At 61.6% G+C, this 23,605-nt stretch carries 17 protein-coding genes and 2 pseudogenes; 10 read left to right on the top strand and 9 right to left on the bottom strand.

What is annotated here, in order from left to right:
• Positions 1-153 precede the first annotated feature (153 nt).
• The 3 genes from purL to ACO073_RS11040 are packed head-to-tail and all read right to left on the bottom strand — an operon-like array spanning position 154 to position 4,889.
• Positions 154-3,816 carry a phosphoribosylformylglycinamidine synthase gene (gene purL, locus ACO073_RS11050; protein ID WP_421997362.1) on the bottom strand — a complete coding sequence of 1,221 codons (3,663 nt, stop codon included), beginning with the start codon at positions 3,814-3,816 and terminating at the stop codon, positions 154-156.
• Positions 3,747-4,187: a hypothetical protein gene (locus tag ACO073_RS11045; RefSeq protein ID WP_421997361.1), complete on the bottom strand. Its 441-nt coding sequence runs from the start codon at positions 4,185-4,187 to the stop codon at positions 3,747-3,749. The genes purL and ACO073_RS11045 overlap by 70 nt, the downstream gene beginning before the upstream one ends.
• 21 nt (positions 4,188-4,208) lie before the next feature.
• Entirely contained in the window at positions 4,209-4,889 is a 681-nt protein-coding gene (locus ACO073_RS11040) for an ATP-binding cassette domain-containing protein (protein ID WP_114691427.1), read from the bottom strand.
• A gap of 45 nt (positions 4,890-4,934) precedes the next feature.
• Here ACO073_RS11040 and ACO073_RS11035 point away from each other — a divergent pair.
• Positions 4,935-5,517: pseudogene (locus ACO073_RS11035) on the top strand (arylesterase).
• Between the two features lie 478 nt (positions 5,518-5,995).
• Here the strand turns inward: ACO073_RS11035 and ACO073_RS11030 are convergent.
• Both ACO073_RS11030 and ACO073_RS11025 read right to left on the bottom strand, forming a co-directional pair.
• Positions 5,996-6,433 (bottom strand): FAD-dependent oxidoreductase, encoded by a 438-nt coding sequence (locus ACO073_RS11030; RefSeq protein ID WP_421997359.1) that lies wholly within the window; start codon positions 6,431-6,433, stop codon positions 5,996-5,998.
• Between the two features lie 147 nt (positions 6,434-6,580).
• A pseudogene (locus ACO073_RS11025) lies at positions 6,581-6,958 on the bottom strand (hypothetical protein); the annotation flags it as partial.
• A 202-nt stretch (positions 6,959-7,160) separates the two neighbouring features.
• Here ACO073_RS11025 and ACO073_RS11020 point away from each other — a divergent pair.
• The 6 genes from ACO073_RS11020 (at position 7,161) to ACO073_RS10995 (ending at position 13,061) form a co-directional block, all read left to right on the top strand.
• The gene (locus ACO073_RS11020) at positions 7,161-8,321 is read left to right on the top strand and encodes an ABC transporter ATP-binding protein (protein ID WP_421997358.1); all 1,161 of its coding nucleotides are present in this window, start codon (positions 7,161-7,163) and stop codon (positions 8,319-8,321) included.
• On the top strand, positions 8,314-9,252 hold the full coding sequence (locus tag ACO073_RS11015) for a carbohydrate ABC transporter permease (RefSeq protein ID WP_421997357.1): 939 nt from the start codon (positions 8,314-8,316) through the stop codon (positions 9,250-9,252). Before ACO073_RS11020 ends, ACO073_RS11015 begins: the two co-directional genes overlap by 8 nt.
• Complete coding sequence (locus tag ACO073_RS11010; RefSeq protein ID WP_421997356.1) at positions 9,249-10,061, top strand: carbohydrate ABC transporter permease; 813 nt, start codon at positions 9,249-9,251, stop codon at positions 10,059-10,061. The genes ACO073_RS11015 and ACO073_RS11010 overlap by 4 nt, the downstream gene beginning before the upstream one ends.
• Before the next feature lie 68 nt (positions 10,062-10,129).
• On the top strand, positions 10,130-11,392 hold the full coding sequence (locus tag ACO073_RS11005; protein WP_421997355.1) for an ABC transporter substrate-binding protein: 1,263 nt from the start codon (positions 10,130-10,132) through the stop codon (positions 11,390-11,392).
• Positions 11,393-11,451: 59 nt separating this feature from the next.
• Complete coding sequence (locus tag ACO073_RS11000) at positions 11,452-12,288, top strand: phosphodiesterase (protein ID WP_421997353.1); 837 nt, start codon at positions 11,452-11,454, stop codon at positions 12,286-12,288.
• Between the two features lie 2 nt (positions 12,289-12,290).
• Positions 12,291-13,061 carry an HAD-IIA family hydrolase gene (locus ACO073_RS10995; protein WP_421997352.1) on the top strand — a complete coding sequence of 257 codons (771 nt, stop codon included), beginning with the start codon at positions 12,291-12,293 and terminating at the stop codon, positions 13,059-13,061.
• Here the strand turns inward: ACO073_RS10995 and ACO073_RS10990 are convergent.
• The 4 genes from ACO073_RS10990 to ACO073_RS10975 form a co-directional block, all read right to left on the bottom strand.
• Positions 13,030-14,787, bottom strand: coding sequence for an FAD-dependent oxidoreductase (locus ACO073_RS10990; protein WP_421997350.1), 1,758 nt, complete (start codon positions 14,785-14,787; stop codon positions 13,030-13,032). The genes ACO073_RS10995 and ACO073_RS10990 overlap by 32 nt on opposite strands.
• Before the next feature lie 10 nt (positions 14,788-14,797).
• On the bottom strand, positions 14,798-15,598 hold the full coding sequence (locus ACO073_RS10985; RefSeq protein ID WP_421997348.1) for a glucose 1-dehydrogenase: 801 nt from the start codon (positions 15,596-15,598) through the stop codon (positions 14,798-14,800).
• Between the two features lie 177 nt (positions 15,599-15,775).
• A complete protein-coding gene (gene ppc, locus ACO073_RS10980) occupies positions 15,776-18,544 on the bottom strand; it encodes a phosphoenolpyruvate carboxylase (protein WP_421997346.1) in 2,769 nt (922 codons plus the stop codon).
• A gap of 28 nt (positions 18,545-18,572) precedes the next feature.
• Positions 18,573-20,426, bottom strand: a complete 1,854-nt coding sequence (locus tag ACO073_RS10975) for an AMP-binding protein (RefSeq protein WP_421997345.1) — start codon at positions 20,424-20,426, stop codon at positions 18,573-18,575.
• Positions 20,427-20,514: 88 nt separating this feature from the next.
• On the opposite strand from ACO073_RS10975, the gene oxlT reads away from it, so the two are divergent.
• The 3 genes from oxlT to ACO073_RS10960 all read left to right on the top strand — a co-directional run bounded on the left by oxlT (position 20,515) and on the right by ACO073_RS10960 (position 23,589).
• Positions 20,515-21,783 carry an oxalate/formate MFS antiporter gene (gene oxlT / locus ACO073_RS10970; RefSeq protein ID WP_421997344.1) on the top strand — a complete coding sequence of 423 codons (1,269 nt, stop codon included), beginning with the start codon at positions 20,515-20,517 and terminating at the stop codon, positions 21,781-21,783.
• Between the two features lie 100 nt (positions 21,784-21,883).
• Positions 21,884-23,107, top strand: a complete 1,224-nt coding sequence (locus ACO073_RS10965) for an acyl-CoA dehydrogenase family protein (RefSeq protein WP_421997343.1) — start codon at positions 21,884-21,886, stop codon at positions 23,105-23,107.
• Between the two features lie 101 nt (positions 23,108-23,208).
• A complete protein-coding gene (locus ACO073_RS10960) occupies positions 23,209-23,589 on the top strand; it encodes a YidH family protein (RefSeq protein WP_421997341.1) in 381 nt (126 codons plus the stop codon).
• Positions 23,590-23,605: the final 16 nt, after the last annotated feature.

The raw sequence follows: 23,605 nt of genomic DNA, 5'->3' as shown, positions 1-23,605 counted from the left end.
CATCATTTGCTGGTTGTACTCCAGATAAATCTCATCTGGATCACGAATACGCATCACACCCTGAATTAACTCGCTCCCAAAGTGCAAATAGCGCACTCCACCACTCTCAGAAAATGTAACTAGCTCCATCGCCATTGATAAATCCGATATTAATTACTTTGCCCAGACTCTAGCATTGCGGAATAAGCGCATCCAAGGGCTTGCGCCATCTGGAGTATTAAGCCATTCATTTGGAGCCCAGCTCATCTGCACAGCCCTAAAGACACGCTCAGGATGCGGCATCATGACCGTGAAGCGACCATCTGGAGTAGTAACGCCAGTTAAGCCGTCGGGCGAACCATTCGGATTCATTGGGTAGGTTTCAGTTGGGCTACCTTGGTGATCCACAAAACGTAGAGCAGCTAATCCTTGTTTCTGAAGCGCCTTCAAATTGCCTTGATGGCTAAAGTTAGCAAAGCCCTCGCCATGCGCGATAGCAATGGGAAGCTGACTTCCTGCCATACCTTGCGTAAAGATAGAGGGCGAAGCCGTCACTTCAGCCATCACCAATCGAGCCTCGTACTGCTCTGATTGATTGCGGGTGAATTTAGGCCAAGCTTCAGCACCTGGAATGATTCCTGATAAATTGCTCATCATTTGGCAGCCATTACAGACGCCCAATGCAAAACTATCTTGGCGATTAAAGAATGAAGAAAACTGATCGCGCAATTGAGCATTAAAGAGAATGGTCTTCGCCCAACCCTCGCCCGCTCCCAATACGTCTCCGTAGCTAAATCCACCGCAGGCAATCAGGCCACGAAAATCATCTAACTTAGATTTACCGGCAAGCAGATCTGACATGTGAACGTCATAGCTATCAAAGCCTGCCCAATTCATGGCATAAGCCATTTCAACATGAGAGTTCACGCCCTGCTCTCGCAAGATGGCAACTTTGGGTCTAGCGTTTTTGCTAATGAATGGGGCTGCAATATCGTTCGCAATATCAAATGTCAGCTTTGGTGACATTCCAGCATCGGAAACGTTATCGAGTAGCGCAAACTCACTATCAGCGCAATCTGGGTTATCGCGTAAACGAGCAATCTGATAACTTGTGTTAGCCCACATCTTTTGCAGCACTTCACGTGGCTCAGCAAAGACATTTTTTGCATCACGCCAAATTTCAATACGGCCATTGGAATTAGGCTTTGCAATCACATGGCTATAGGCGCTCAGTTTCAATTTACGCAAAACAGCAAATACTGCATCGCGGTCAGCTTTACGAATCTGAATTACCGCACCAAGCTCTTCATTAAATAAAGCGCGCATGGTTTGCTCATGACGTCGACCGGATACTTGTTGAGCCCAGTTCTTAGCATCGCCCCAATCAGCTTCTTGCCCAACATCAACAGCAATCATGTCGACATTCATTGAAATTCCGGTATGCGATGCAAAAGCCATCTCTGCAATACAAGCGAACAAGCCACCGTCAGAACGGTCATGGTAAGCAAGCAACTGATCTGCTTTGCGCAGCTCAATGATGGCATTAGCAAGCGCCTTTAGATCTTCTGGGTGATCAACGCTAGGAGCTGATTTACCAGATTGGTCAAGCACTTGAGCAAGAATGCTTCCGGCCATACGGTTTTTACCGCGACCTAAGTCAATCAGAATTAATTCGGTTTCTAATGCTGTTCCAGATTCATCTTTGAGTTTTAGCAAAGGGGTCGTGGTTTTGCGAACATCCTGAACTGCAGCAAAAGCTGAAATGATTAACGAAACTGGAGAAACCACTTTCTTGGCTTGGGCACCCTCTTGCCATGCAGTAGCCATCGATAAAGAATCTTTACCAACCGGAATAGAAATGCCAATGGCTGGGCATAAATCCATACCAATTGCTTTAACTGAGTCATACAGCTTTGCATCCTCGCCGGACGCACCGCAAGCAGCCATCCAATTGGCGGAGAGCTTAACGTCTTCTAAGCGACGAATATCCGCAGCTAATAGATTGGTAATTGATTCACCAACTGCCATCTTGGCGGCAGCTGGTGCATCAATCACAGCCAATGGAGTGCGCTCGCCCATGGTCATAACTTCACCGCGGTAGCCCTTGTAATCCATCAAAGTAACCGCGCAGTCCGCAACAGGAACTTGCCATGGGCCTACAAATGGATCACGGGCATTCAGACCCCCAACGGTACGATCGCAAATAGTAATCAAGAATGATTTACTAGCAACCGTGGGTTGCTGAAGGACCCAGGCAATGCATTGCGCAAGATCGGCGTCAGTGACATTTAATTCTTCAAACTCTTGCGCAACACGCGTCACATCACGATGCATGCGTGGTGGTTTACCTAGCAATACTTCCATTGGCATATCAATGGGCATTGCAGCATCGGTACCAGTTATTTCTTTGCTATCGCTTAACTGGAGCTGACGCTCAACAGTTGCCTCGCCGACCACAGCGAATGGGCAACGCTCGCGTTCGCATAGAGACTTGAAAAGCTCTAAGTCTTTAGCTTCAATTGCTAGAACATAACGCTCTTGTGATTCGTTACACCAAATCTCCGCGGGACTCATGCCACTTTCTTCAAGTTGCACTTTACGCAATTGAAATTGCGCACCTAAGCCGGCACCATCAGCCAACTCTGGAAATGCATTAGAAATACCGCCAGCGCCAACGTCATGAATTGAAACAATAGGGTTACTCTGACCCATGGCAATGCAAGAATTAATAACTTCTTGCGCACGACGTTCCATTTCGGGGTTGCCACGTTGGACGGAATCAAAATCCAAATCTGCAGTATTGGTGCCAGTTGCAACCGAACTACCGGTTGCACCACCCATGCCAATACGCATACCAGGACCACCTAATTGAATAAACAAGTGCCCCGCTTTAATTTGCTTCTTCGCAGCATGAATCGAATCAATGCTACCAATACCACCAGCAATCATGATTGGCTTGTGATAGCCACGACGAACACCTTCTAGGGTTTGCTCAAACACACGGAAATAACCGCCAAGAATGGGGCGACCAAATTCATTATTAAATGCGGCGCCACCCAATGGCCCATCGATCATGATCTGCAGTGGCGTGGCAATACGCTCTGGCTTGCCATACTTTTCAGATTCCCACGGCAAATCAGTACCGGGGATATTAAGGTTTGAAACAGAGAAGCCGGTAAGACCTGCTTTAGGACGCCCACCGACACCAGTCGCGCCTTCATCCCGAATCTCTCCACCAGCACCTGTAGAGGCGCCAGGGAATGGAGCAATTGCTGTTGGGTGATTATGTGTCTCCACCTTCATCAAGGTATGCACTAAACGTGTGTCCTTTTCGTAACGCCGACCCTCGCCTTTAGAGGACCAAGTTTCCGACTCGGCTCCAACCATTACGGCTGAGTTATCAGAGTAAGCAACGATCGTGCCTTCTGGCTGAAGTTGATGCGTATTGCGAATCATCGCAAATAAGGATTTCTCTTGATCATCGCCATCGATAGTCCAGCTAGAGTTGAAAATCTTATGACGGCAATGTTCGCTATTCGCTTGGGCAAACATAATCAATTCAACATCACTCGGATTACGCTCTAAGCGAATGAAATTCTCAACGAGGTAAAGCGCCTCATCCTCTGATAAGGCGAGACCTAGTTCTTGGTTTGCTTTATCGAGAGCAGCCCTGCCCTCAGTTAATACGGGAATGCGAACAAATGGGCGATCAGGTAGAGATTGATACAAAGCACCAGCTTCATTGATATCTAAGATAACAGCCTCGGTCATCCGATCATGCAATGCAGCCAATACCAGTTGCTCTTGTTCTGTGTTGAGTGATTTTTGCTTTGCCACGCATACTGCGTGCCACGCTCAATACGTAAAACTTGCAGTCCACATTGACGAGCAATATCTGTTGCTTTACTAGCCCATGGAGAAACTGTGCCAAAACGGGGAATAGCAATAGCGGATTGCTTATCGGCAGTCTTACTAAACAAGGAGTCCCCACCCTTTATTTGCGATACAAAAGGTTGGCCGTAAGTCAGGAGACTCTCGAGCACCTCTTTGTCTTTGGCATTGAGTTCTGACTCAGACCAAACGAAATGAAGGTATTGAGCCTCTATGGACTCAAGTTGAATTCCTTGGGCTGCGAGCGAGGCTAAAAGTCGCTGTTGGCGGAAGTCTGAAAGGGCATTTGCCCCGGACAAGCAACAGAATGATGACATGCCAAGATTATAAGGTTTTGCTTAAGCTAGGCGGCCACCCTGTAGACTCAATTGGCGTCCGCACCGAGCAGCCAAGGCTGGATCGTGGGTCACCAGAACCAGGGTTGAGGAATTCTCCCGATTTAGCTCAAAAAGGAGCTCAATCACCCTATTTCCGCTAGCTTCATCAAGACTCCCAGTAGGTTCATCGGCGAATAGGATGGCGGGCTTGTTAATGAAAGCTCGGGCTAGCGCCACCCGTTGCTGCTCACCGCATGACAGAGTCTTAGGAAAGTGATTCGCTCTAAGACTCAACCCAACTTTTTCTAGCCATTGATAGGCCTCTAGCCTAGCTTCAGCATGATCTACACCAGCCATTTCCAGGGGAAGCATGACGTTCTCCATGGCTGTTAAATGCGGCAATAACTGGAATGATTGAAATACAAAGCCAATGAACTGACCGCGCAAACGTGCCCTGCCATCTTCATCCAACAGATTGAGGTTTTGCTCCATTAAATCAATTTGCCCTGTGCTTAGCAGATCTAAACCAGCCAAGAGACTTAACAAGGCACTCTTTCCAGAGCCGGAGGCGCCAATAATTGCCACACTTTCACCCCGCTCAATTTGAAAACTCAAGTCGTGCAAAATGGCTAAGTCACCATCAGCCGTATTTACCAGCTTGCCGACGTGTTCGGCAACAATGGAATTAGACTGTTTGTTCATGTGAAAATTTTCTAGAGTGGAAAAATACAGATTCAGTTTTTAATTGTGAACAAATTCATTACAGGGCTATTTTGCCTCGTATTGAGCATTTCTTCCTGGGCTCAAGTAAAGCCAGTAATCCTGATACTGGGTGATAGCCTTTCCGCTGAGTATGGCTTGCCGCTTAGCACAGGCTGGGTCACCCTTCTCCAAGAGCAATTAACCAAAAATAAGAGCCTCTGGAGCGTATTTAATGCCAGCATTAGTGGAGAAACTAGCTCGGGCGGGTTAAGCCGCCTTTCCAATCTCTTGGATCAAAAAAACAGGAATAGCTCTCATAGAGCTGGGAGCAAATGATGCCCTGCGTGGCTTACCGGTAAATCAAACTGAGTCCAATCTACGCAAGATCATTCAGCTGAGCAAAAAATCGGGTGCAAAGGTTTTGCTCTGCGGCATACAGATTCCTTCGAACTATGGTCAAACCTACACCATGCAATTTAAGGATCTCTACCCCCTTCTTGCAAGTCAAGAGCGGGTCCAGTTACTCCCATTTTTCCTAGAGGGCGTTGCCAGCAAACCGGAATTATTTCAATCGGATCGCCTGCATCCCAATGTGGCAGCACAAAGCATTATCTTTAAAAACGTATGAGGCTCAATGACCCCATATAGTAACTTACTTAGAAAACTGCCTTAGATTTAACTGCCTGCGTTATCCGAGCTTACTTGCTTGAGCGGATTGATGACTTTAACACCAGCGCTATTACGCCAGTAGTCTCCCCAAAACCCCAAAACCCCAAAACCCCTTTTAAATTATTTTAATTGTAGATAAAAGTGAAATTCATTTAAGATTTTAAAGGATTTTACTTTTTAATTCATATTGTGGTCAAAAAATTCAAAAATACTAGGTTTAAATTTTTGAAAATCAAAATATAATCATTTTAAATTTATTTATTTGATAAATTCATTCATTTTTAATAAAATAAGATTGGTAGTTTTATTTGAATATATTTAGTTAATTTAAAACTGTAAATTACATATATTATCTAATGAATCTTTAAAATATCTAGACTATTTTTTATTTGATTTTAATAAGATTATCTCTTTTTATACAATTAAGCATTAATCCCTTATATCTTTGCTCTGTATCTTGGTGCTAAATGTTTTTGTTCTTTCTTTGTAATCAATCCATCATAGACAATTTTTCCATGGAGTGGAAGGAACTTAAATCCTGTTCCGCAAAATCCATAAGCAAAGTGTACACCATTTTCATCTGTCTTATACTGGTATTCTCCTGAGTCAACCATAGTGACGAAGCACGCATGTGAATATTTGATCGAGTCTACTTTATCTGGCATTCTGTCTCTTAAATAATCAAGCATCTCTTGAATATCTCTTCTAAATGATAGTCCCATCTTATAATTTCCGAGATCTTCTCCATCAACCATTCCGTAGAACTCATTGTCTTTATCATCAAATTCATAGATACCCTTTGGTAGACCTGTGTTATCAGTAAAATGATAGTACTCTAAATCACTTTTATATTGCTTTTCGTGACAAGTTGTCATATTAATGGAGTATGCACCTCATGCGATGACGACATCTTTAGCTGTATAAGTAGATCCATCTTGGGTTTGGACTTCATTTTTCGAAAATTTCGAAACTTTTGTATTAAATAGGAGCTTTGCTCCGTATTTTTCTTCTGCTAATGATCTTCAAGTTTCAAGTGTCTTTCGTGCCTTAAGAACCCCTGAATCTGTGTTCACAAATCCTTTGTAATGTGAAGGGATATTTTTCAATGCAGGATACATTTCACTGATTTCTTCTGAGGTCATAAGCTTTACATCAGGTACCTGAGCAACAATATCTTTAAAGAACTTAGCATTTACACTTCCCATTGTCAGTACTGGAAATTGATGCATTAGCTTCTCTCCAGATTCTTTTTCAAGATCTTTCCACATTCCAATTGCCTCTTTCATCATTTCATTTCTGAAGGCAAATTCGTGAGTGGTTCTCCACAGTCTCGTAACTCCAAATGAACTTGATCCGATTGCTCCAGGATGAGAGAACTGTTCTATTCCTAACACTTTAAGTCCTTTCTTTGCTCAATAGAGTGCAGTTGAGATTCCAACGCAGCCCAGTCCAACTACTATAACATCATAGGTTTCCATAATTGATTAAAATCTTTAGTCTGTGTCTATATTCATAAAAGGCATGGGTTTTGGGGTTTTGGGGTTTTGGGGACGATCGCTTTAACCATCCACAGCGTCGGCAGGGGCCACGTTGGGGAAGGCGATGGCGAAGCTCGCAGTCAGGAACATCCACAAGAGCTTCGATCGCACCGAGGTGCTTCGGGGCGTCGATCTCGACATTGCTCATGGCGAGTTCATCTCGCTCGTCGGGCCGTCGGGGTGCGGCAAGTCGACCCTTCTGCGCATCATCGCCGGCCTTGAGCGTCAGAGCGAGGGGGCCGTGCTGATCGAGGCCCGGGACGTCACTGGCGTGACGGCGAGCCGGCGCGACCTCGCCATGGTTTTTCAGTCCTACGCCCTCTATCCCCACCTGTCGGTCTTCGACAACATCGCCGTGCCGCTGCGCATGCGCCGGCTGAACGCCTGGCAGCGCCTGCCGCTCGCCCCGCTGCTGGTGCCCGGCACCCGCCGCATCCAGCGCGAGATCCGCACCGATGTCGAGCGGGCGGCCAGCCTGCTCGGCCTGACCGAGCTGCTGGCCCGGCGGCCGGGCCAGCTCTCCGGCGGCCAGCGCCAGCGCGTGGCGGTGGGCCGGGCGATCGTGCGCCAACCCAAGGCCTTCCTGCTCGACGAGCCGCTGTCGAACCTCGACGCCAAGCTGCGCGTCCACATGCGGACCGAGATCGCCCAGCTCCACCGGAGCCTCGGCGCCACCTTCATCTACGTGACGCACGACCAGGCCGAGGCCATGACCATGTCGGACCGCATCGCCGTCATGATGGACGGCAACATCGTGCAGGTCGGCACGCCGGACGAGGTCTACAACCGGCCTCAGGACATCCGCGTCGCGGAGTTCATCGGATCGCCCAAGATCAACGTCCTGCCGGGACGGGTCGACGCCGAGGGCCGGGTCCACGTGCTGGGGCTCACCCTCGACCAGCGGCTCGAGGCGGCGCCGGGCACACAAGTGCAGGTCGGCATCCGGCCCGAGGCGGTGCGCCCGGCCGCGACCGCCGCCGAACCGGCCTGGCGCGGCACCGTCAGCCACGCCGAGAACATGGGCTCGGAAGTTTTCCTCCACGCCGCCATCACCGGTCTCGACGCGCCGGTGCTCTGCCGGCTCGAGCCGGGGGAGGCGCGGACGCTCGGCGTCGGCAGCCCCGTCGCCTTGGTGCCGAAGCCAGCGGCCCCGAGCTTCTTCGATCGCGACGGCCACCGGGTCGGGGTGCGGCCCGTAACCTACCGGCAGGTGGTCAATGGCTGACCTCGCGCTCGACCGCGGCGCGGAGATCGCCGCCCCGTCCCGACCGAGGCCGGTCGAGCGGCTCGAGCACCACTGGACGGCGCTGGCGCTCTCCTTCCCCGCCCTGTTCCTGATGGTCCTGCTGCTGATCGGCCCGGTCGTCACCGTGCTGGTCATGTCGTTCACCGACTACCAGCTCGGCGCCTCGACCGTCGGCTTCATCGGCCTGCAGAACTACCAGGACCTGTTCGCCGACCGGGTGTTCTGGCGCTCGCTGGGCAACACGCTGACCTACGTCGCCATCGTCGTCCCGGCCTCGGTCGCGCTGGGGCTCGGCATCGCGCTGCTGATCGAATCGGGCGGCGGGCTGCGCAGCGTCTACCGTGCCGTCTTCTTCATCCCGGTCATGGCGACGCTGATCGCCATGGCGATCTCCTGGGAATACATGCTCCATCCCCAATTCGGCCTGATCAACCTGCTGCTGAAGGCGGTCGGGCTGGCGCCGCACGCCTGGCTGACCGACCCGGCGCTGGCGCTGCCGACCCTCGCGGTCATCGGCATCTGGCAGCTCTTCGGCTTCAACATGGTTCTGTTCCTGGCCGGCATCGTCTCGATCCCGCGCCATCTCTACGACGCGGCCGCGCTCGACGGGGCGCAATCGGCATGGTCGCGGTTCTGGCTGGTGACCTGGCCGATGCTGGGTCCGGTGACGATGTTCGTGGTCATCATCTCGGCCATCCGTTCCTTCCAGGTCTTCGACACGGTCCACGTGCTGACCAAGGGCGGCCCCAACAAGGCGTCCGAAGTGCTGCTCTACACCATGTACACGGAAGGCTTCGAGTTCTTCCGGTCGGGCCTGGCCGCCGCCGTGGCCGTGATCTTCCTGGTCTTCGTGCTGACCCTCACGGTGATCAAGGCCCGGCTGATCGAGAAGAAGGTCCACTACGCATGACCGCCCTGCTTCGCCATGCGGTGCTGCTCGCCCTCGCGGCCGTCACGCTGCTCCCTTTCGCCTGGATGATCTCGACCTCGCTGAAGCCGCCCTCGGAGGTCTTCCTGTCCGAGATCCGCTGGTGGCCCGAACGCCTGCACGTCGTCCAGAACTACACCGCCGCCTTCGCCAAGGCGCCGCTCCTTCAGTTCCTGCTGAACGGCGCCATCGTCACGGCCTCGATCTTCGTCCTCCAGGTCCTGATCGCGCTGCCCGCCGCCTATGCGCTGGCCAAGCTGCGCTTCCACGGCCGGCAGACCGTGTTCGCCCTGGTGCTGTTCTGCATCCTGATCCCGCCGCAGGCGATCGCGGTGCCGCTGTTCCTGCTGTTCCACCATCTCGGCATCCTCGACAGCTACGCCGCGCTGATCGTGCCGTTCGTCATCTCGGTGTTCGGCATCTTCCTGATGCGCCAGTTCTTCCTCACCGTGCCCGACGACCTGGTCGACGCGGCGCGCATGGACGGCATTTCCGAGCTCGGGATCGTCTGGCGCGTCATGCTGCCGACCGCGATCCCGGCGATCACCGCCTTCGGCATCTTCTCGGTCGTCGCCCACTGGAACGACTATTTCTGGCCGCTGATCGTGCTCAACAGCGAGGGCCTGTTCACGCCGCCGCTGGGCGTCGCCGCCTTCCGCAACGCCGAGGCCGGCACCGACTACGGCCCGCTGATGGCCGCGGCCACCATCATCATCGCGCCGCTGGTCGTGGCCTTCCTTCTGGCGCAGCGCCGCTTCATCGAGGGGATCGCCTTCACCGGCCTGAAGTAACGACAGGAGCGGGCGACCAACGTCCGCCGGAGCCCGACGTCCGACTCAACCCGACCACGGAGATCATGATGAAACTCAGGACAATTCTGCTGTCGGCCGCGATGGCGCTGGCCGCCGTGCCGGCCCTCGCCGGCACGGAGATCGTCGTCCAGTATCCCTATCCGGAGCTGTTCACCGAGACGCACAAGCAGATCGCCGCGGCCTTCGCCAAGAAGCACCCGGACATCAAGGTGACCTTCCGCGCGCCCTACGATTCGTACGAGGAAGCGACCCAGAAGGTGCTGCGCGAGGCGATCACCAAGCAGACGCCCGACATCACCTTCCAGGGCCTGAACCGCGTGCGCGTGCTGGTCGACCGCGGCATCGCCCAGCCGCTCGACGCGTTCATCAAGGCCGACAAGGAACTGGAGGCCGACGGCTACCACCAGGCGATGTACGACGTCGGCATGCAGAAGGGGAAGATCTACGCCCTGCCCTTCGCGATCTCGCTGCCGATCGCCTACTACAATCTCGACCTGGTGAAGAAAGCCGGCGGCGGCCCGAACAAGCTGCCGACCAACTGGGACGAGGTCATCGAGCTCGCCAAGAAGATCAAGGCGCTCGGCCCGGACATCAACGGCGTCACCTACGCCTGGGACATCACCGGCAACTGGCTGTGGCAGGCGCCGGTCTTCGCGCGCGGCGGCACGATGCTGAACGCCGACGAGAGCAAGGTCGCGTTCGACGGGCCGGAAGGCCAGTACGCCATCAAGACGCTGGCCCGTCTGGTGACGGAAGCCAAGATGCCGAACCTCAACCAGCCCGACATGCGCTCGGCCCTGGCGGCCGGCAAGACCGGCATCCACTTCACCTCGACGTCGGACCTTGCCAAGGTCACCGAGATGATCGGCGGCAAGTTCGAGCTCAAGACCGCGCTGTTCCCCGGCGTCCTGCCCGAGAAGGGCCGCTTGCCCGCCGGCGGCAATGTCGGCGTGATCCTGACCAGCGATCCCAAGAAGCAGCAGGCCGCCTGGGAGGTCATGAAGTTCTGGCACGGCGCCGAGGGCGCGGCGATCGTCGCCAAGACCACCGGCTACATGCCGCCGAACAAGAAGGCCAACGAGGTCTACCTCAAGGACTTCTACGCCACCCATCCCAACAACTACACGGCGGTCCGGCAGCTTCCGATCCTGACCCAGTGGTACGCCTTCCCCGGCGAGAACGGGCTCAAGATCACCGACGTGATCAAGGATCATCTCAACTCGATCGTCACCGGCCAGCGCGCCGGCGAGCCGGACAAGGTGCTCGTCGACATGACGGCCGACGTCCAGAAGCTCCTGCCGAAGAAGTAGGCTAGGCTCGCAACGGGCGGCCGCAAGCCGGCGGCCGCCCCCACCGACAAGACACCACAATGAAATTCGCCATCCTGACCGATACCCACTTCGTCGAGCCCGGCCGCCTCCTCTACGGACTCGACCCGGCCGCCCGCCTCGCCGCCGCCATCCGGGTGATCAACCGCGACCATCGCGACATCGCCTTCACGATCGTCACCGGCGATCTCGCCCACTGGGGGCAGCCGGCGGCCTACGCCGCGTTCCGCCGGGTCGTCCGGGATCTGGTCGCTCCGGTGATCCTGATGATGGGAAACCACGACCGCCGCGCGGCCCTGCGCGCGGTTTTCCCCGAGACCGACGACGACGGCCGCGGCTTCGTGCAGTCGGTGCGGACGTTCGACGCAGCGACCATCGTCACCCTCGACACGGTCGACGAGGAGAACCGCACCCATGCGGGGATCCTCTGTCCAAACCGGCTGGAGTTCCTCGACCGGGCGCTGGCGGAGGCGGCGACCGACCGGCCGCTGCTGCTGTTCCAGCACCACCCGCCCTTCGACATCGGCCTGCCCTCGATGGACCGCATCCGCCTGCAGAATCCCGAGGCGCTGTGGGCGGTCTTCGAGAAGCGCCGCCGTCCCGACCACATGTTCTTCGGCCACGTGCATCGGCCCGTCGCCGGCACCTGGCGGGGAATCCCATTCCACATCCAGCGCGCGACCAGCCACCAGGTCGCCTTCGATCTCGTGTCGCCCGAGATTCCGGGGTCGCTGGAGCCGCCGGACTACAGCCTGGTCGACGTCACGCGCGAGGGGATCGTGATCCACCAGCGGCCCTTCCTCCACGACGGTCCGGTCTGGTGGCTGCACGACAAGGCGGCGCAGGACGCGCCGGATACGGCGGCGCTCGGCGGCTGACCATGTGGCTCGACCGCTACGGCGCCCTGCTGTGCGATCTCGACGGCTGCCTGCTCGCGGGCGACCGGCTGCTGCCGGGCGCACTGGAGCTCGCCGCCCAGGCCGGCGAGCGGCTCTGGATCCTGTCGAACAATTCGAGCGACACGCCGCAGAGCCTGTCGGCACGACTCGGCCGCCTCGGCCTCGACGTCGCCGCCAAGCGCATCGTGCTGGCCGGCGCGACGGCCGTCGAGCAGGTGGCGGCCGACCTGCCGGGCGCGCGGGCCTGCGTCTACGGCAGCCCGTCCATCAAGGCGCTGGCACTGGCCGCCGGGTTGCGGCTCGACACCGAGGCACCCGCGGTGGTGCTGCTGACGCGCGACGAGGGCTTCGGCTACGCCGACCTCAACCGCCTGGTCCGGCAGATCGAACGGGGCGCCCGGCTGGTCGTGGCCAACGGCGACGCCTCGCATCCCGGGGCCGATGGCCTGCCGGTCGCCGAGACGGGGGCCCTGCTGGCGGCCCTTCTGGCCTGCCGGCCCGACACGCCGTACCGCGTGATCGGCAAGCCGTCGCCGCTGCTCTATCGCGCCGCGCTGGCACGGATCGGCCTCACGCCCGACGCGATCCTGGCGATCGGCGACAATCCGGCGACCGACGGCGAAGGTGCCCGGCGCATGGGACTAGACTGGGTGCTGGTCGGCGCGGCGCCCGGGGCGGAGAGCCGCGACCTGCTGGCCCTGCTCTCCTCGGGCCCCCGGATCAGGAGACCAGCCCGTCTTCCCGTGCCTTGATCTGCAGGGCGAGGTAGCGCGAGTAGATGCGGCACTGCGCCAGGCTGCCGGCGGTGAACCACAGCCCGTCCTGCCCCGTCGGCCGCCACATGTTGCGCAGCTCACCGCCCTCGTCGAAGCCCCAGACCGGGCCGATCCGGTCGGCGACCTCGTCGCCCAGCGTCTGGCGCGCGAAGGCCTGCTGGGTCTCGTAGCCCGTCGCCACGACCACCAGGTCGAGCGGCCGGACCGAGCCGTCCGTCAGACGCACGCCGTTCGCCTCGAAGCGGTCGATCCTGTCGTACTGGAGCAGCGCGATGCGGCCGTCCACGATCATGTCCGAGCAGCCGACGTTGAAATAGTAGCCGCCGCCGCGCCGCAGATACATCATCTGGAAGCCGGTATCGTCCTCGCCGAAGGTCAGCCTGAAGCCGCGGCTCTTCAAGCCCTCCAGCAGGGCGCGATCGACCTCGCGCATCTCGGCGGTCGAGAGCTGGTAGGCGCGACGCAGCACCGGGTAGGGCATCGAGCAGGCGAGCAGGTCGCAATCCTCGAACGGCAGGCCTTCGCTGTAGGTGGAGTAGACCTTCTGGGCCTCGCGGATGCTGACGATGTACGTCGGACTGCGCTGCACGATGGTGGTGTCGACGCCCGAGGCGCAGAGATCCTGCGCGACGTCGTGGCCGCTGTTGCCGGTGCCAATCACCATCGCCTTGCGGCCCTTCCAGGCGCCGCCCGTCGTGTAGCTGCCCGAATGCATCACCTCGCCCTGGAAGGCGTCGAGCCCGGGAATGTCGGGCCAGATCGGGATGCCGCTGACGCCGGTGGCGACGACGATATGGCGCGGCTTCATCGTGCGCTCGCTGCCGTCGTCGCGCCGCAGGGTCACCCGCCAGCACTTCTCCTGCGGATCGTAGCGTCCGTCCTTCAGCTCGGTGCCGGTCCAGAAGTTCAGCTCCAGGCTGTCGACATAGGTCTCGAACCAGTTGGCGAGCTTGTCCTTGGGGATGAACACCGGCCAGGTCGGCGGGAAGGGCATCAGCGGCAGGTGGTTGACGTGGACCTCGTTGTGCAGCGTCAGCGAATGGTAGCGCAGGCGCCAGTTGTCGCCGATGCGCGGATTGCGGTCGATGATCAGCGTATCGACGCCGAGATGGCCGAGCCGGGCGGCGATCGACAGTCCCGCCTGGCCGCCGCCGACCACCAGCACGGCCGGATCGCGATCCTCGTACGCCATGGCCCGGCGCCGCTGGTCGAGCCAGTTCTCGCCGCCGAAGTCGCGCGAATACTTCTCGGCGTCGCTGACCGCCTTCGGCCGCCCGTCGGGATATCCGTCGAGTTCCTCGAGGGTGGTGAGCAGCGTCCAGGCCAGCCAGGCCCCGTCCTCCTCGACCAGACGGACGACCCCGCCGGCGCGGCCGAACGCCGTCTCGAACTCGAAGATCGCCTCGATGCAGTCGACCCCGGCGCGGCGCACGCGGCGCGGCGGCGAGCGATCCTTGGGCCGGTGGAAGCCGCCGGCGCGGGTCCGCGCGAGCGTCGGACCAAGCGCGGCCTCTATCGCTTCACGCCCCGTCTCGGTCTGCAGACGCCAGGTGAAGGCCAGGACGTCGCGCCAGTGCCCCGCGTGGGCGACGTGACCGGCCGCGGCTGCCGCATCTCCCGCCTCGAGGGCCTCGGCGAACGACGTCAGCCACGAGTCGACGATCTCCTCGGTGTCGTGGCGTGCGGGAGCGATCACGTTCATGGTCGTATCCTCACTTGTTCATCGCGGTTACCGCGCCGGGCGTCGAGCTGCGGCCGCCGTCGACCACGAAGTGCGCGCCGGTGATGTTGCCGGCGAGGTCGGAGCAGAGGAACAGGACGGTATTGGCCACCTCCTCGGCGGTGCCGTAGCGGCCGATCGGGATCGAGGCCTGGTAGGTCGCCTCGACCCGGCCGGGATCGGTCGGATTCAGCTGACGCTCCAGGTCGTGGATCATGCGGGTGTCGATCGGGCCCGGACAGACGGCGTTGACGCGGATGCCCTGGCGCGCCACCTCGCCGGAGGCCGTCTTGGTCAGGCCGAGCACGGCATGCTTGGACGCGACGTAGGCCGGCATGCCGGGCGATCCCATGAGCCCGGCGGTCGACGCCGTGTTGACGATGGCACCACCGCTCTGCTGGGCCAGCATCTGCTTCAGCACGTACTTCAGCCCGAGGAAGACACCGCGCACGTTGACCGCCATGACGGCGTCGAACATGCCCTCGTCGTAGTCGGCCGTGGTGGCGACCTTGCCCTCGATGCCGGCATTGTTGTGGAAGCAGTCGATGCGGCCCCAGGTCGACACTGCCTTGTCGACATAGGCCTTCACCGAAACGGCGTCGGTGACGTCGGCCGCCGCGAATGCCGCCTCGCCGCCACGCTGGCGGATGATGCCGACGGTCGATTCGCCGCCGGCGGCATCGCGATCGACGACCAGGACCTTCGCGCCGTGCGCGGCGAAGCCCAGCGCCGTGGCGCGACCGATGCCGTTGGCGGCGCCCGTGACCACCGCGACCTTGTTGGTGAAATCCATGTTCCGGCCCTCCCGTCGGCAAGCCTAGAACATTCCCGCCCAGCCGCAATCCGTCCCGGCCGCGCCAGTCGAAACGCGGCGCCCTTCTGGCTCGATGCCGAAGGTGGCGATGCCCGACTCGATGCGTTTCCGATAGCTCGGGACCGCCGAAGCGGTCCCGAGCTATCGCAAGCCGCCTTAGCCGCTGTTGCGCAGGCCGGCGGCGATGCCGTTGATGCTGAGGTGGATGCCCTGCACCACGGCGGGGTCGTCGCCGCCGGCGCGGTGGCGGCGCAGCAGCTCGATCTGCACGTGGTTCAGGGGATCGATGTAGGGGAAGCGGTTGCGGATCGACCGCGCCAGCAGCGGATTGCGCTCCAGCAGCGTCTGCTGCCGCGTGATCGCCAGAACCGCATCGATCGAGGCCTGCCATTCGGCACGCACCCGCGCGAAGATGCGTTGGCCCAGCTCTGCATCGGTCACCAGCTCGGCGTAGCGCGAGGCGATCGCGATGTCGCTCTTGGACAGGACCATGTCCATGTTGCTGAGCGTGGTGCGGAAGAACGGCCAAGCTTCGTGCATGGCCTGCAGGGTGGCAAGCCCGTCGGGATGATCGGCCAGCCACGCCTTCACCGCCGAGCCGAAGCCGAACCAGCCCGGCAGCATCAGCCGGCACTGCGCCCAGCTGAACACCCAGGGAATGGCCCGCAGGTCCTCGATGCCCTGCTTCTTCGAGCGCGAGGCCGGCCGGCTGCCGATGTTCAGGGTGGCGATCTCGTCCAGCACCGTCGACTCGCGGAAGTAGCGGTCGAAACCCTCGGTCTCGTAGACCAGCGCGCGATAGGCGCGGTAGGCGCGGGCCGACAGTTCCTCCATGACGGCGTTGAAAGTGTCCGGCGGCACCGGCCGCTCGGCATCGAGCAGAGTCGCCTCGAAGGTCGCGGCGGCCAGGGTCTCGAGATTGCGCCGGCCGACCTCGGCGTTGGAGTACTTGCCGGCGATCACCTCGCCCTGCTCGGTGACGCGGATCTGGCCGCGCACGGCGCCGGAGGGCTGGGCCAGCACGGCCTCGTAGGCGGGCCCGCCGCCGCGGCCGACCGAACCGCCGCGGCCATGGAACAGGCGCAGGCCGACCTGGTGCCTGCGGAACAGGTCGACCAGCGTCAGCTCGGCCTTGTAGAGCTCCCAGGTCGAGGTCAGGTAGCCGCCGTCCTTGTTGCTGTCCGAGTAGCCCAGCATCACTTCCTGCACGTTGCCGCGCGAGGCGAGCAGGCGGCGATAGGTCGGCAGCGCGAACAGCGCCTCCATGATCGGCCCGCAGCGCTGCAGGTCGCCGATCGTCTCGAACAGCGGCACGATGTCGACGTCGAGCCGTCCCTCGAGCGGCCGCAGCAGCCCGACCTCCTTGAGCAGGACGGCCACCTCCAGGATGTCCGACACGCTGTCGGCCTTGGAGATCACGTAATGCGGGATGGCGGCCTGGCCGTAGCGCCGGTGCGCATCGGCGGCGACGTTCAGCATCGCGAGCTCGCCCGCCGTCTCCTCGCCGTAGGACAGGTGGGGCGACGACAGCGGCCGCCGGTTGCCGAGCTCGCCGGTCAGCAGCTCGACCCGGCCGGCCTCGTCGAGCGCGCGGTAGTCGACCCCCAGCCCCGCCGTCTCGACCAGCTCGGCCATCACCCGCTCGTGGACGTCCGAATTCTGCCGGATGTCGAGCGAGGCGAGGTGGAAGCCGAACACGTCGACGGCGCGGCGCAGCGCCCGCAGGCGGCCGCGCGCCAGGCCGATCGAGCCGTTCCCGGCCAGCGAATCGAAGATCGTGTCGAGGTCGGCCTTGAAGGCCTGCGCCGAGGCGTAGGGTTCGGCCTTCGCGACCGGCGCCTGTGGCGCCTCCATCCGGTCGAGCGACCAGGCGGTCGCCGCGAGCCGGGCGTAGATGCCGACGATGGCGCGGCGATAGGGCTCGTCCTGGCGCTCGACCGCGCGGTCGGGCGAGGTCGAGGCCAGCGCGCGCAGGCCATCGGAGACGCGCACGATCCGGCCGTCGAGCGAGAGTTCGCCGCCCAGCCGGTGAAGCTCCTCGAAATAGAAGCGCATCGCGTGCTCGCTCTGCAGGGTGAGCGTCTGGCGCGTCACGTCGGCGGTGACGAAGGGATTGCCGTCGCGGTCGCCGCCGATCCAGCTGCCCATGCGCAGGAAGGACGGAATCTCCATGTCCTGCCAGGCCGGGTCGGTGACCGCGAGAAGGCGCTCGAGGTCGGCGTAGAATAGCGGCAGCGCCTGCAGGAACGTGTAATCGTAGTAGGACAGGCCGTTGGCCACCTCGTCGAGCACGCGCAGGCGGTTGTGGCGCACCAGGCTGGTCTGCCACAGGATCAGCACGTTGCGGCGCAGCGCCCGGCGGTTGGCCGCCAGCTCCTCGGGCGTGAACTCGATGCGGTCGCGCTCGTCGAGCAGGCGGGCAATCTCCATCTCGCGGTCGATCGAGCTCTTGCGGCGGATCTCCGTCGGATGGGCGGTGAGCACGGGGCTGCACAGCGCGTGGGTGAAGAAGCGCTTCACCTGCTCGCGCGACAGCCGGGCCTCGCGGGCGCGGCGCAGCGCATAGGCCATCGTCCCGGGTCGCGGGGCCGCTTCGGCCTTCTGATGGGCCCGGGTGCGGCGGATATGGTGCTGGTCCTCGGCGATATTGGCGAGGTGCGAGAAGTAGCCGAAGGCGCGGATGATGCGCAGCGCCCGGTCCGTCGGCAGCGCGCCCATGATCCGCTGCAGCTCCTGCCGGGCGCCCTCGTCGGCGTCGCGATGGAACTGCACGCCGGTGCGCCTGATGTGCTCGACCAGCTCGAACACCTCCTCGCCTTCCTGGGCGCGCACCGTGTCGCCCAGGATGCGGCCGAGCAGCCGGATGTCGTACCGCAGCGGCGCGTCTTTTTCCGAACTTTCGACGGGAATTGGCTGGTCGTCCATGGCCGCAGTATAGCGGACGGACGGCGGCTCAGCCGATCTCGATCACGCCCTCGCCGCCCGCGTAGAGCCGGTCGACCAGCGCCTGGCGCCGCTCGAGCGTGGCGCGCTGGTTGATGTAGCCCTTGTCGGTGATCTCATGCCCGTCGACCGACGGCGGCTCGGCCATCAGCATCGCCCGCCGGATGCGCATCGAGGAGCCCCTGCCCTCGCCGTTCAGCCGGGCGAGCCCTTCCCGCAGCGGGCCGACCACCGCGTCGTGGGCGAGCAGTTCCGCGAGCGGGAGCTTCGCGCCCTCGTCGCCCGCCAGGCGGCGGCAGGCGGCGAGGTTGGGGAAGCCGAGCAGGCCGACATAGTCGCGGTCCTGGCCGCAGATCACGGCGTCCTGCAGCACCGGCGAGGCGGCGGCGATCGCCGCGGTGCGCAGCGTGCCGACCAGCACGAAGGTGCCGCTCAGCAGCTTGAAGTCCTCGACCACGCGGCCGTCGAACACCAGCCCCCAGCTCGGGTCCTGCGGATCGACGAAGCGGCCGGCGTCGCCGATCTTGTAGAACCCTTCCTCGTCGAACATCTGCGCCGTGAGCTCGGGCTGCCGGAAATACCCCGGCGTCACGATCACGCTCCTGAGCCGCAGCTCGTAGCGCCCCTCCTCGCCGGTCGGGACCAGCTTCAGGGTGACGCCGGGATAGGGCAGGCCGATCAGGCCGACGCGCTCGGAGGCCCAGTGCACCGTCGTCGCCGTCGGCGCCGTTTCGGTCGAGCCCCAGCCGGTGACGAACGGCAGGCGGTAGCCAGTGTGGCGGACCGCCAGCACCTCCATGCGCTCGTAGAGATCGTCGGGCAGCGTGGCGCCACCATAGGCGAGAGAGTTCAGGTTCGCGAAGAAGCGCCGCGCCAGCGCCTCGTCCTTCTCCAGCGCCGTCGCCAGCATGGCGTAGCCTGCCGGCACGTTGGCGAAGTAGGTCGGCGAAACTTCCCGCAGGTTGCGAAGCGTCTGCTCGAACAGGCCGGGCAGCGGCTTGCCGTCGTCGATGTAGGTCGTGCCGCCGTCGGCGAGGTTGCCCTGGAAGGTGGCGTTGCCGCCCATCGTGTGGTTCCACGGCAGCCAGTCGAGCATCACGGCCGGCGGATCGGTCGGCCGGCGGGTGCGCGCCATCTGGCTCATGGCGATGTTGGCGCACATCATCTCCTGCGTGTTGATGACCGCCTTGGGCATGCCCGTGCTGCCCGAGGTGAACAGGAGCTTGGCGACCGTCCGGCCGTCGATCCGCGCGATCGACTCGGCCACCGCGCCGGTCGGCCGCGTGGCGACGAGCTCGCTCCACGGCAGCGACTGCCGCTCGGGCGGCGCCCGGTCGACGTGGACGACCAGCACGCCCTCGAGGTCGAGCGCGTCCAGCGCCCGGGCATAGGCCTCGCCGTTCTGCACGAACACCAGGCCGGGCCTCACCAGGTCGAAGACGTAGCGCAGCTTGGCGTGGTCCTGGCTCATCATCGAATAGGCCGGCGACACCGGCGCGATCGGCGCGCGCGCCTGCATGGCCGCCAGCGTCAGCAGCGCGAACTCGATGGAGTTCGACGACAGGATCATCACCGGCCGGTCCGGGCCGAAGCCGCGGTCGATCAGGGCCTGGGTCACCGCGTCGACCTGGCGCCGGGCTTCGGCATAGGTGACCTTCAGCCAGTCGCGCTCGGGCCCGCGGCGCTGCGCCAGCCAGACGCGGTCCGGCGCCTCGGCCGCCCAGCGCGCAAGGAACGCCGGCACGTGCGTCTCGTAGGCCTTCAGCGGATGGTTCGACCGCAGCAGGATCGTGCCGTCGCCGCGCCGCTCGACCGCGACGTCGCGGCTCAGGAAGTCGATCGGCTTGAAGGGCGCTTGCGCCACACTATCCAACGGCGTTTCTCCCGCTAATCTCTGGCTTGTGCCGATTTAGGAGTGGGAACCGACGATCGGCAAGGGAGCGATTTGGGGCATGCCGCCAAGCAGTTCCGGCCACGGCCGGCGCAGGGTCAATCGTTGGGTGCAGCTCGTTGCCGGCATTGCCTGCATGGTGATGATTGCCAACCTCCAGTACGGCTGGACGCTGTTCGTCCATCCGATCAACGAGACGTACGGCTGGAGCCGCTCGGCCATCCAGGTCGCCTTCACCATCTTCGTGCTGGCCGAGACATGGCTGGTGCCCTTTGAGGGTTGGTTCGTCGATCGGCTGGGGCCGCGACGCGTCGTGATGCTGGGCGGTGTCCTGGTGGGCCTCGCCTGGTCGATCAACGCCGCGGCCGATTCGCTGGCGCTGCTCTACCTCGGGGCGGCCGTGGGGGGGATCGGCGCCGGCTGCGTCTACGGCACCTGCGTCGGCAACGCGCTCAAGTGGTTTCCCGACCGCCGGGGCCTCGCCACCGGGCTCACCGCGGCCGGCTACGGGCTGGGATCGGCCTTCACCATCATCCCCATCCAGCAGACGATCCAGGCCGACGGCTACCAGGCGGCTTTCCTGTGGTTCGGCATCGGCCAGGGCATCGTGGTCCTGCTCGCCGCCCTGCCGCTGGCGGCCCCGCGCGGTGGCGAGCAGCCGGACGGGTCTCGACGCGTCCACCAGTCGGCGCACGACTTCACGCCGGCCCAGATGATGCGCGCGCCGGCGTTCTGGCTGCTCTACCTCATGCTGGTCCTGGTGGCGGCCGGCGGCCTCATCTTCACCGCCCAGCTAGCGCCGATCGCGCGCGACTTCGGCGTCGCCACCGTGCCCGTCAGCCTGTTGGGCATCACCCTTCCCGCCCTGACCTTCGCCCTCACCCTCGACCGCATCACCAATGGCATCACCCGGCCGTTCAGCGGTTGGGTGTCCGACCATCTCGGCCGCGAGACCACGATGTTCGTCATCTTCGCCGCCGAGGCGGTCGGCATCCTGGCGCTCGGCGTCTGGGGCCGCGATCCGCTGCTGTTCGTGCTGCTGGGCGGCGTGGTCTTCTTCGCCTGGGGCGAGGTGGCGAGCCTGTTCCCGACCACCTGCACCGACTATTTCGGCACCCGTTTCGCCACGACCAATGCCGGCCTGCTCTATACGGCCAAGGGTACGGCGGCCATGCTGGTGCCGCTGGCCAGCCTGCTGGCCGCGGAATCCGGCCACTGGCATATCGTGTTCGTCATCACCGCCGCCATGACCGCCACGGCGGCGGTGCTGGCCCTGGCCCTCTTGCGGCCGCCGGTGGTGCCCAGGACCGGTGCCGCCCCGGCCGAATAGGCGGCCGGTCCGCTGGGCGGACCGGGCCGGGTGCGCCTGAATGACCGTTCACATCGCCGGGGATTTCGGCCAGAGTCCGCCGCAGCACAAGGAGAGATGAATGGACTTCGAATACTCGGACCGCACCAAGGAGCTTCTGGAGAAGCTCAACAAGTTCATGGACGAGGTGATCTACCCCGCCGAGTCGGTCTACGAGGAGCAGATGGAGAAGGCCAAGGATCGCTGGCAACTCCCGCCGGTGATGGAGGAGTGCAAGGCCGAGGCCAAGAAGCGCGGGCTGTGGAACATGTTCCTGCCGGCCGATCGCGAGACCGGCGACACGCATGGCACGATGGGCCTCTCCAACCTCGAATACGCCCCGATCTGCGAGGTGCTGGGCCGCTCCCACATCGCGTCCGAGGCGGTCAACTGCTCGGCTCCGGACACCGGCAACATGGAAGTGTTCGCCCGCTATGGCTCGGCCGAGCACAAGGAGAAGTGGCTGAAGCCGCTGCTGAACGGCGAGATCCGCTCCTGCTTCGCCATGACCGAGCCGGCGGTCGCGTCCTCGGACGCCCGCAACGTCGAGTGCCGCATCGAGAGCGACGGCGACAGCTACGTCATCAACGGCCGCAAGTGGTGGTCCTCGGGCATGGGCGACCCGCGCTGCAAGGTCATCATCCTGATGGGCAAGAGCGATCCCAGCGCGCCGGCCTACCGCCAGCAGTCGATGATCGTGGTTCCGCGCGACGCGCCGGGCATCAAGATCGTCAAGATGCTGCACGTGTTCGGCTATGACGACGCCCCGCACGGCCATGCCGAGGTGATCTACGACAACGTGCGGGTGCCGAAGTCGGCGATCCTGCTGGGCGAGGGCCGCGGCTTCGAGATCGCCCAGGGTCGCCTCGGACCGGGCCGCATCCATCACTGCATGCGTGCCATCGGCGTCGCCGAGCGCGCGCTGGAGCTCGCCATCAAGCGGGCCAAGAGCCGCGTCGCCTTCGGCCAGCGCATCTCGGAGATGGGCGTGACCAAGGCGCATGTCGCCGACATGCGCATGGAGATCGACATGGCCCGTCTGCTGGTGCTGAAGGCCGCTTGGGCGATGGACAAGTTCGGCAACAAGGAAGCGCGCCAGCAGATCGCCATGATCAAGGTCGCGGTGCCCAACATCAGCTCCAAGGTGGTCGACCGCTGCCTGCAGCTCCACGGCGCCGGCGGCGTCAGCCAGGTCTTCAAGCTGGCCAGCATGTACGCCCACCAGCGCACCCTGCGCCTGGCCGACGGCCCGGACGAGGTCCATCGCGACCAGGTCGGCCGGCTGGAGATCGCCAAGTACAACTGAGTCGGGCCGCCTTGACGGCCTCGCACAAGGCGCGATCCTGCGGGATCGCGCCTTTTTCGTGGACCGCGCCGGCGGAACGGAATCGGCTCCAGGAGGCCTCCGTGGACCAGTCGCAGCAGAAGCCCATGCCCCGGCATGTCACCGAGCATCTCGCCAACGAGCGCACGATGCTGGCCTGGGTCCGCACCTCCATCTCGGTGATGGCCCTGGGCATCGCCATCAATCGCTTCAGCCTGTTCCTGATGGAGTTCCGGCGGATCCCCGAGTTCGAGCGCATAGCGAACCACCATGCCGAGAGGGTCGGCCTCGGGCTCATCATCCTGGGCATCGTCATCATGATGGGGGGCAGCTGGCACTACCTGCACGTCGCCCGGACGATCGACCGCGAGGTCTATCGCCCGCAGCGCTTCGCCGTCATCGCCATGGCATTCGCGGTGATCGGCGTCGGCGGCATCGCGCTGATCTGGCTCTTCTCGGCCTGACGGCGCCGGGCGTCCG

It is taken from the genome of Reyranella sp. (assembly GCF_965229815.1).
Lineage (GTDB): Bacteria > Pseudomonadota > Alphaproteobacteria > Reyranellales > Reyranellaceae > Reyranella.
Note: the sequence above shows the minus strand (reverse complement) of the source record. Positions and strands in the feature narration are given on the sequence as shown.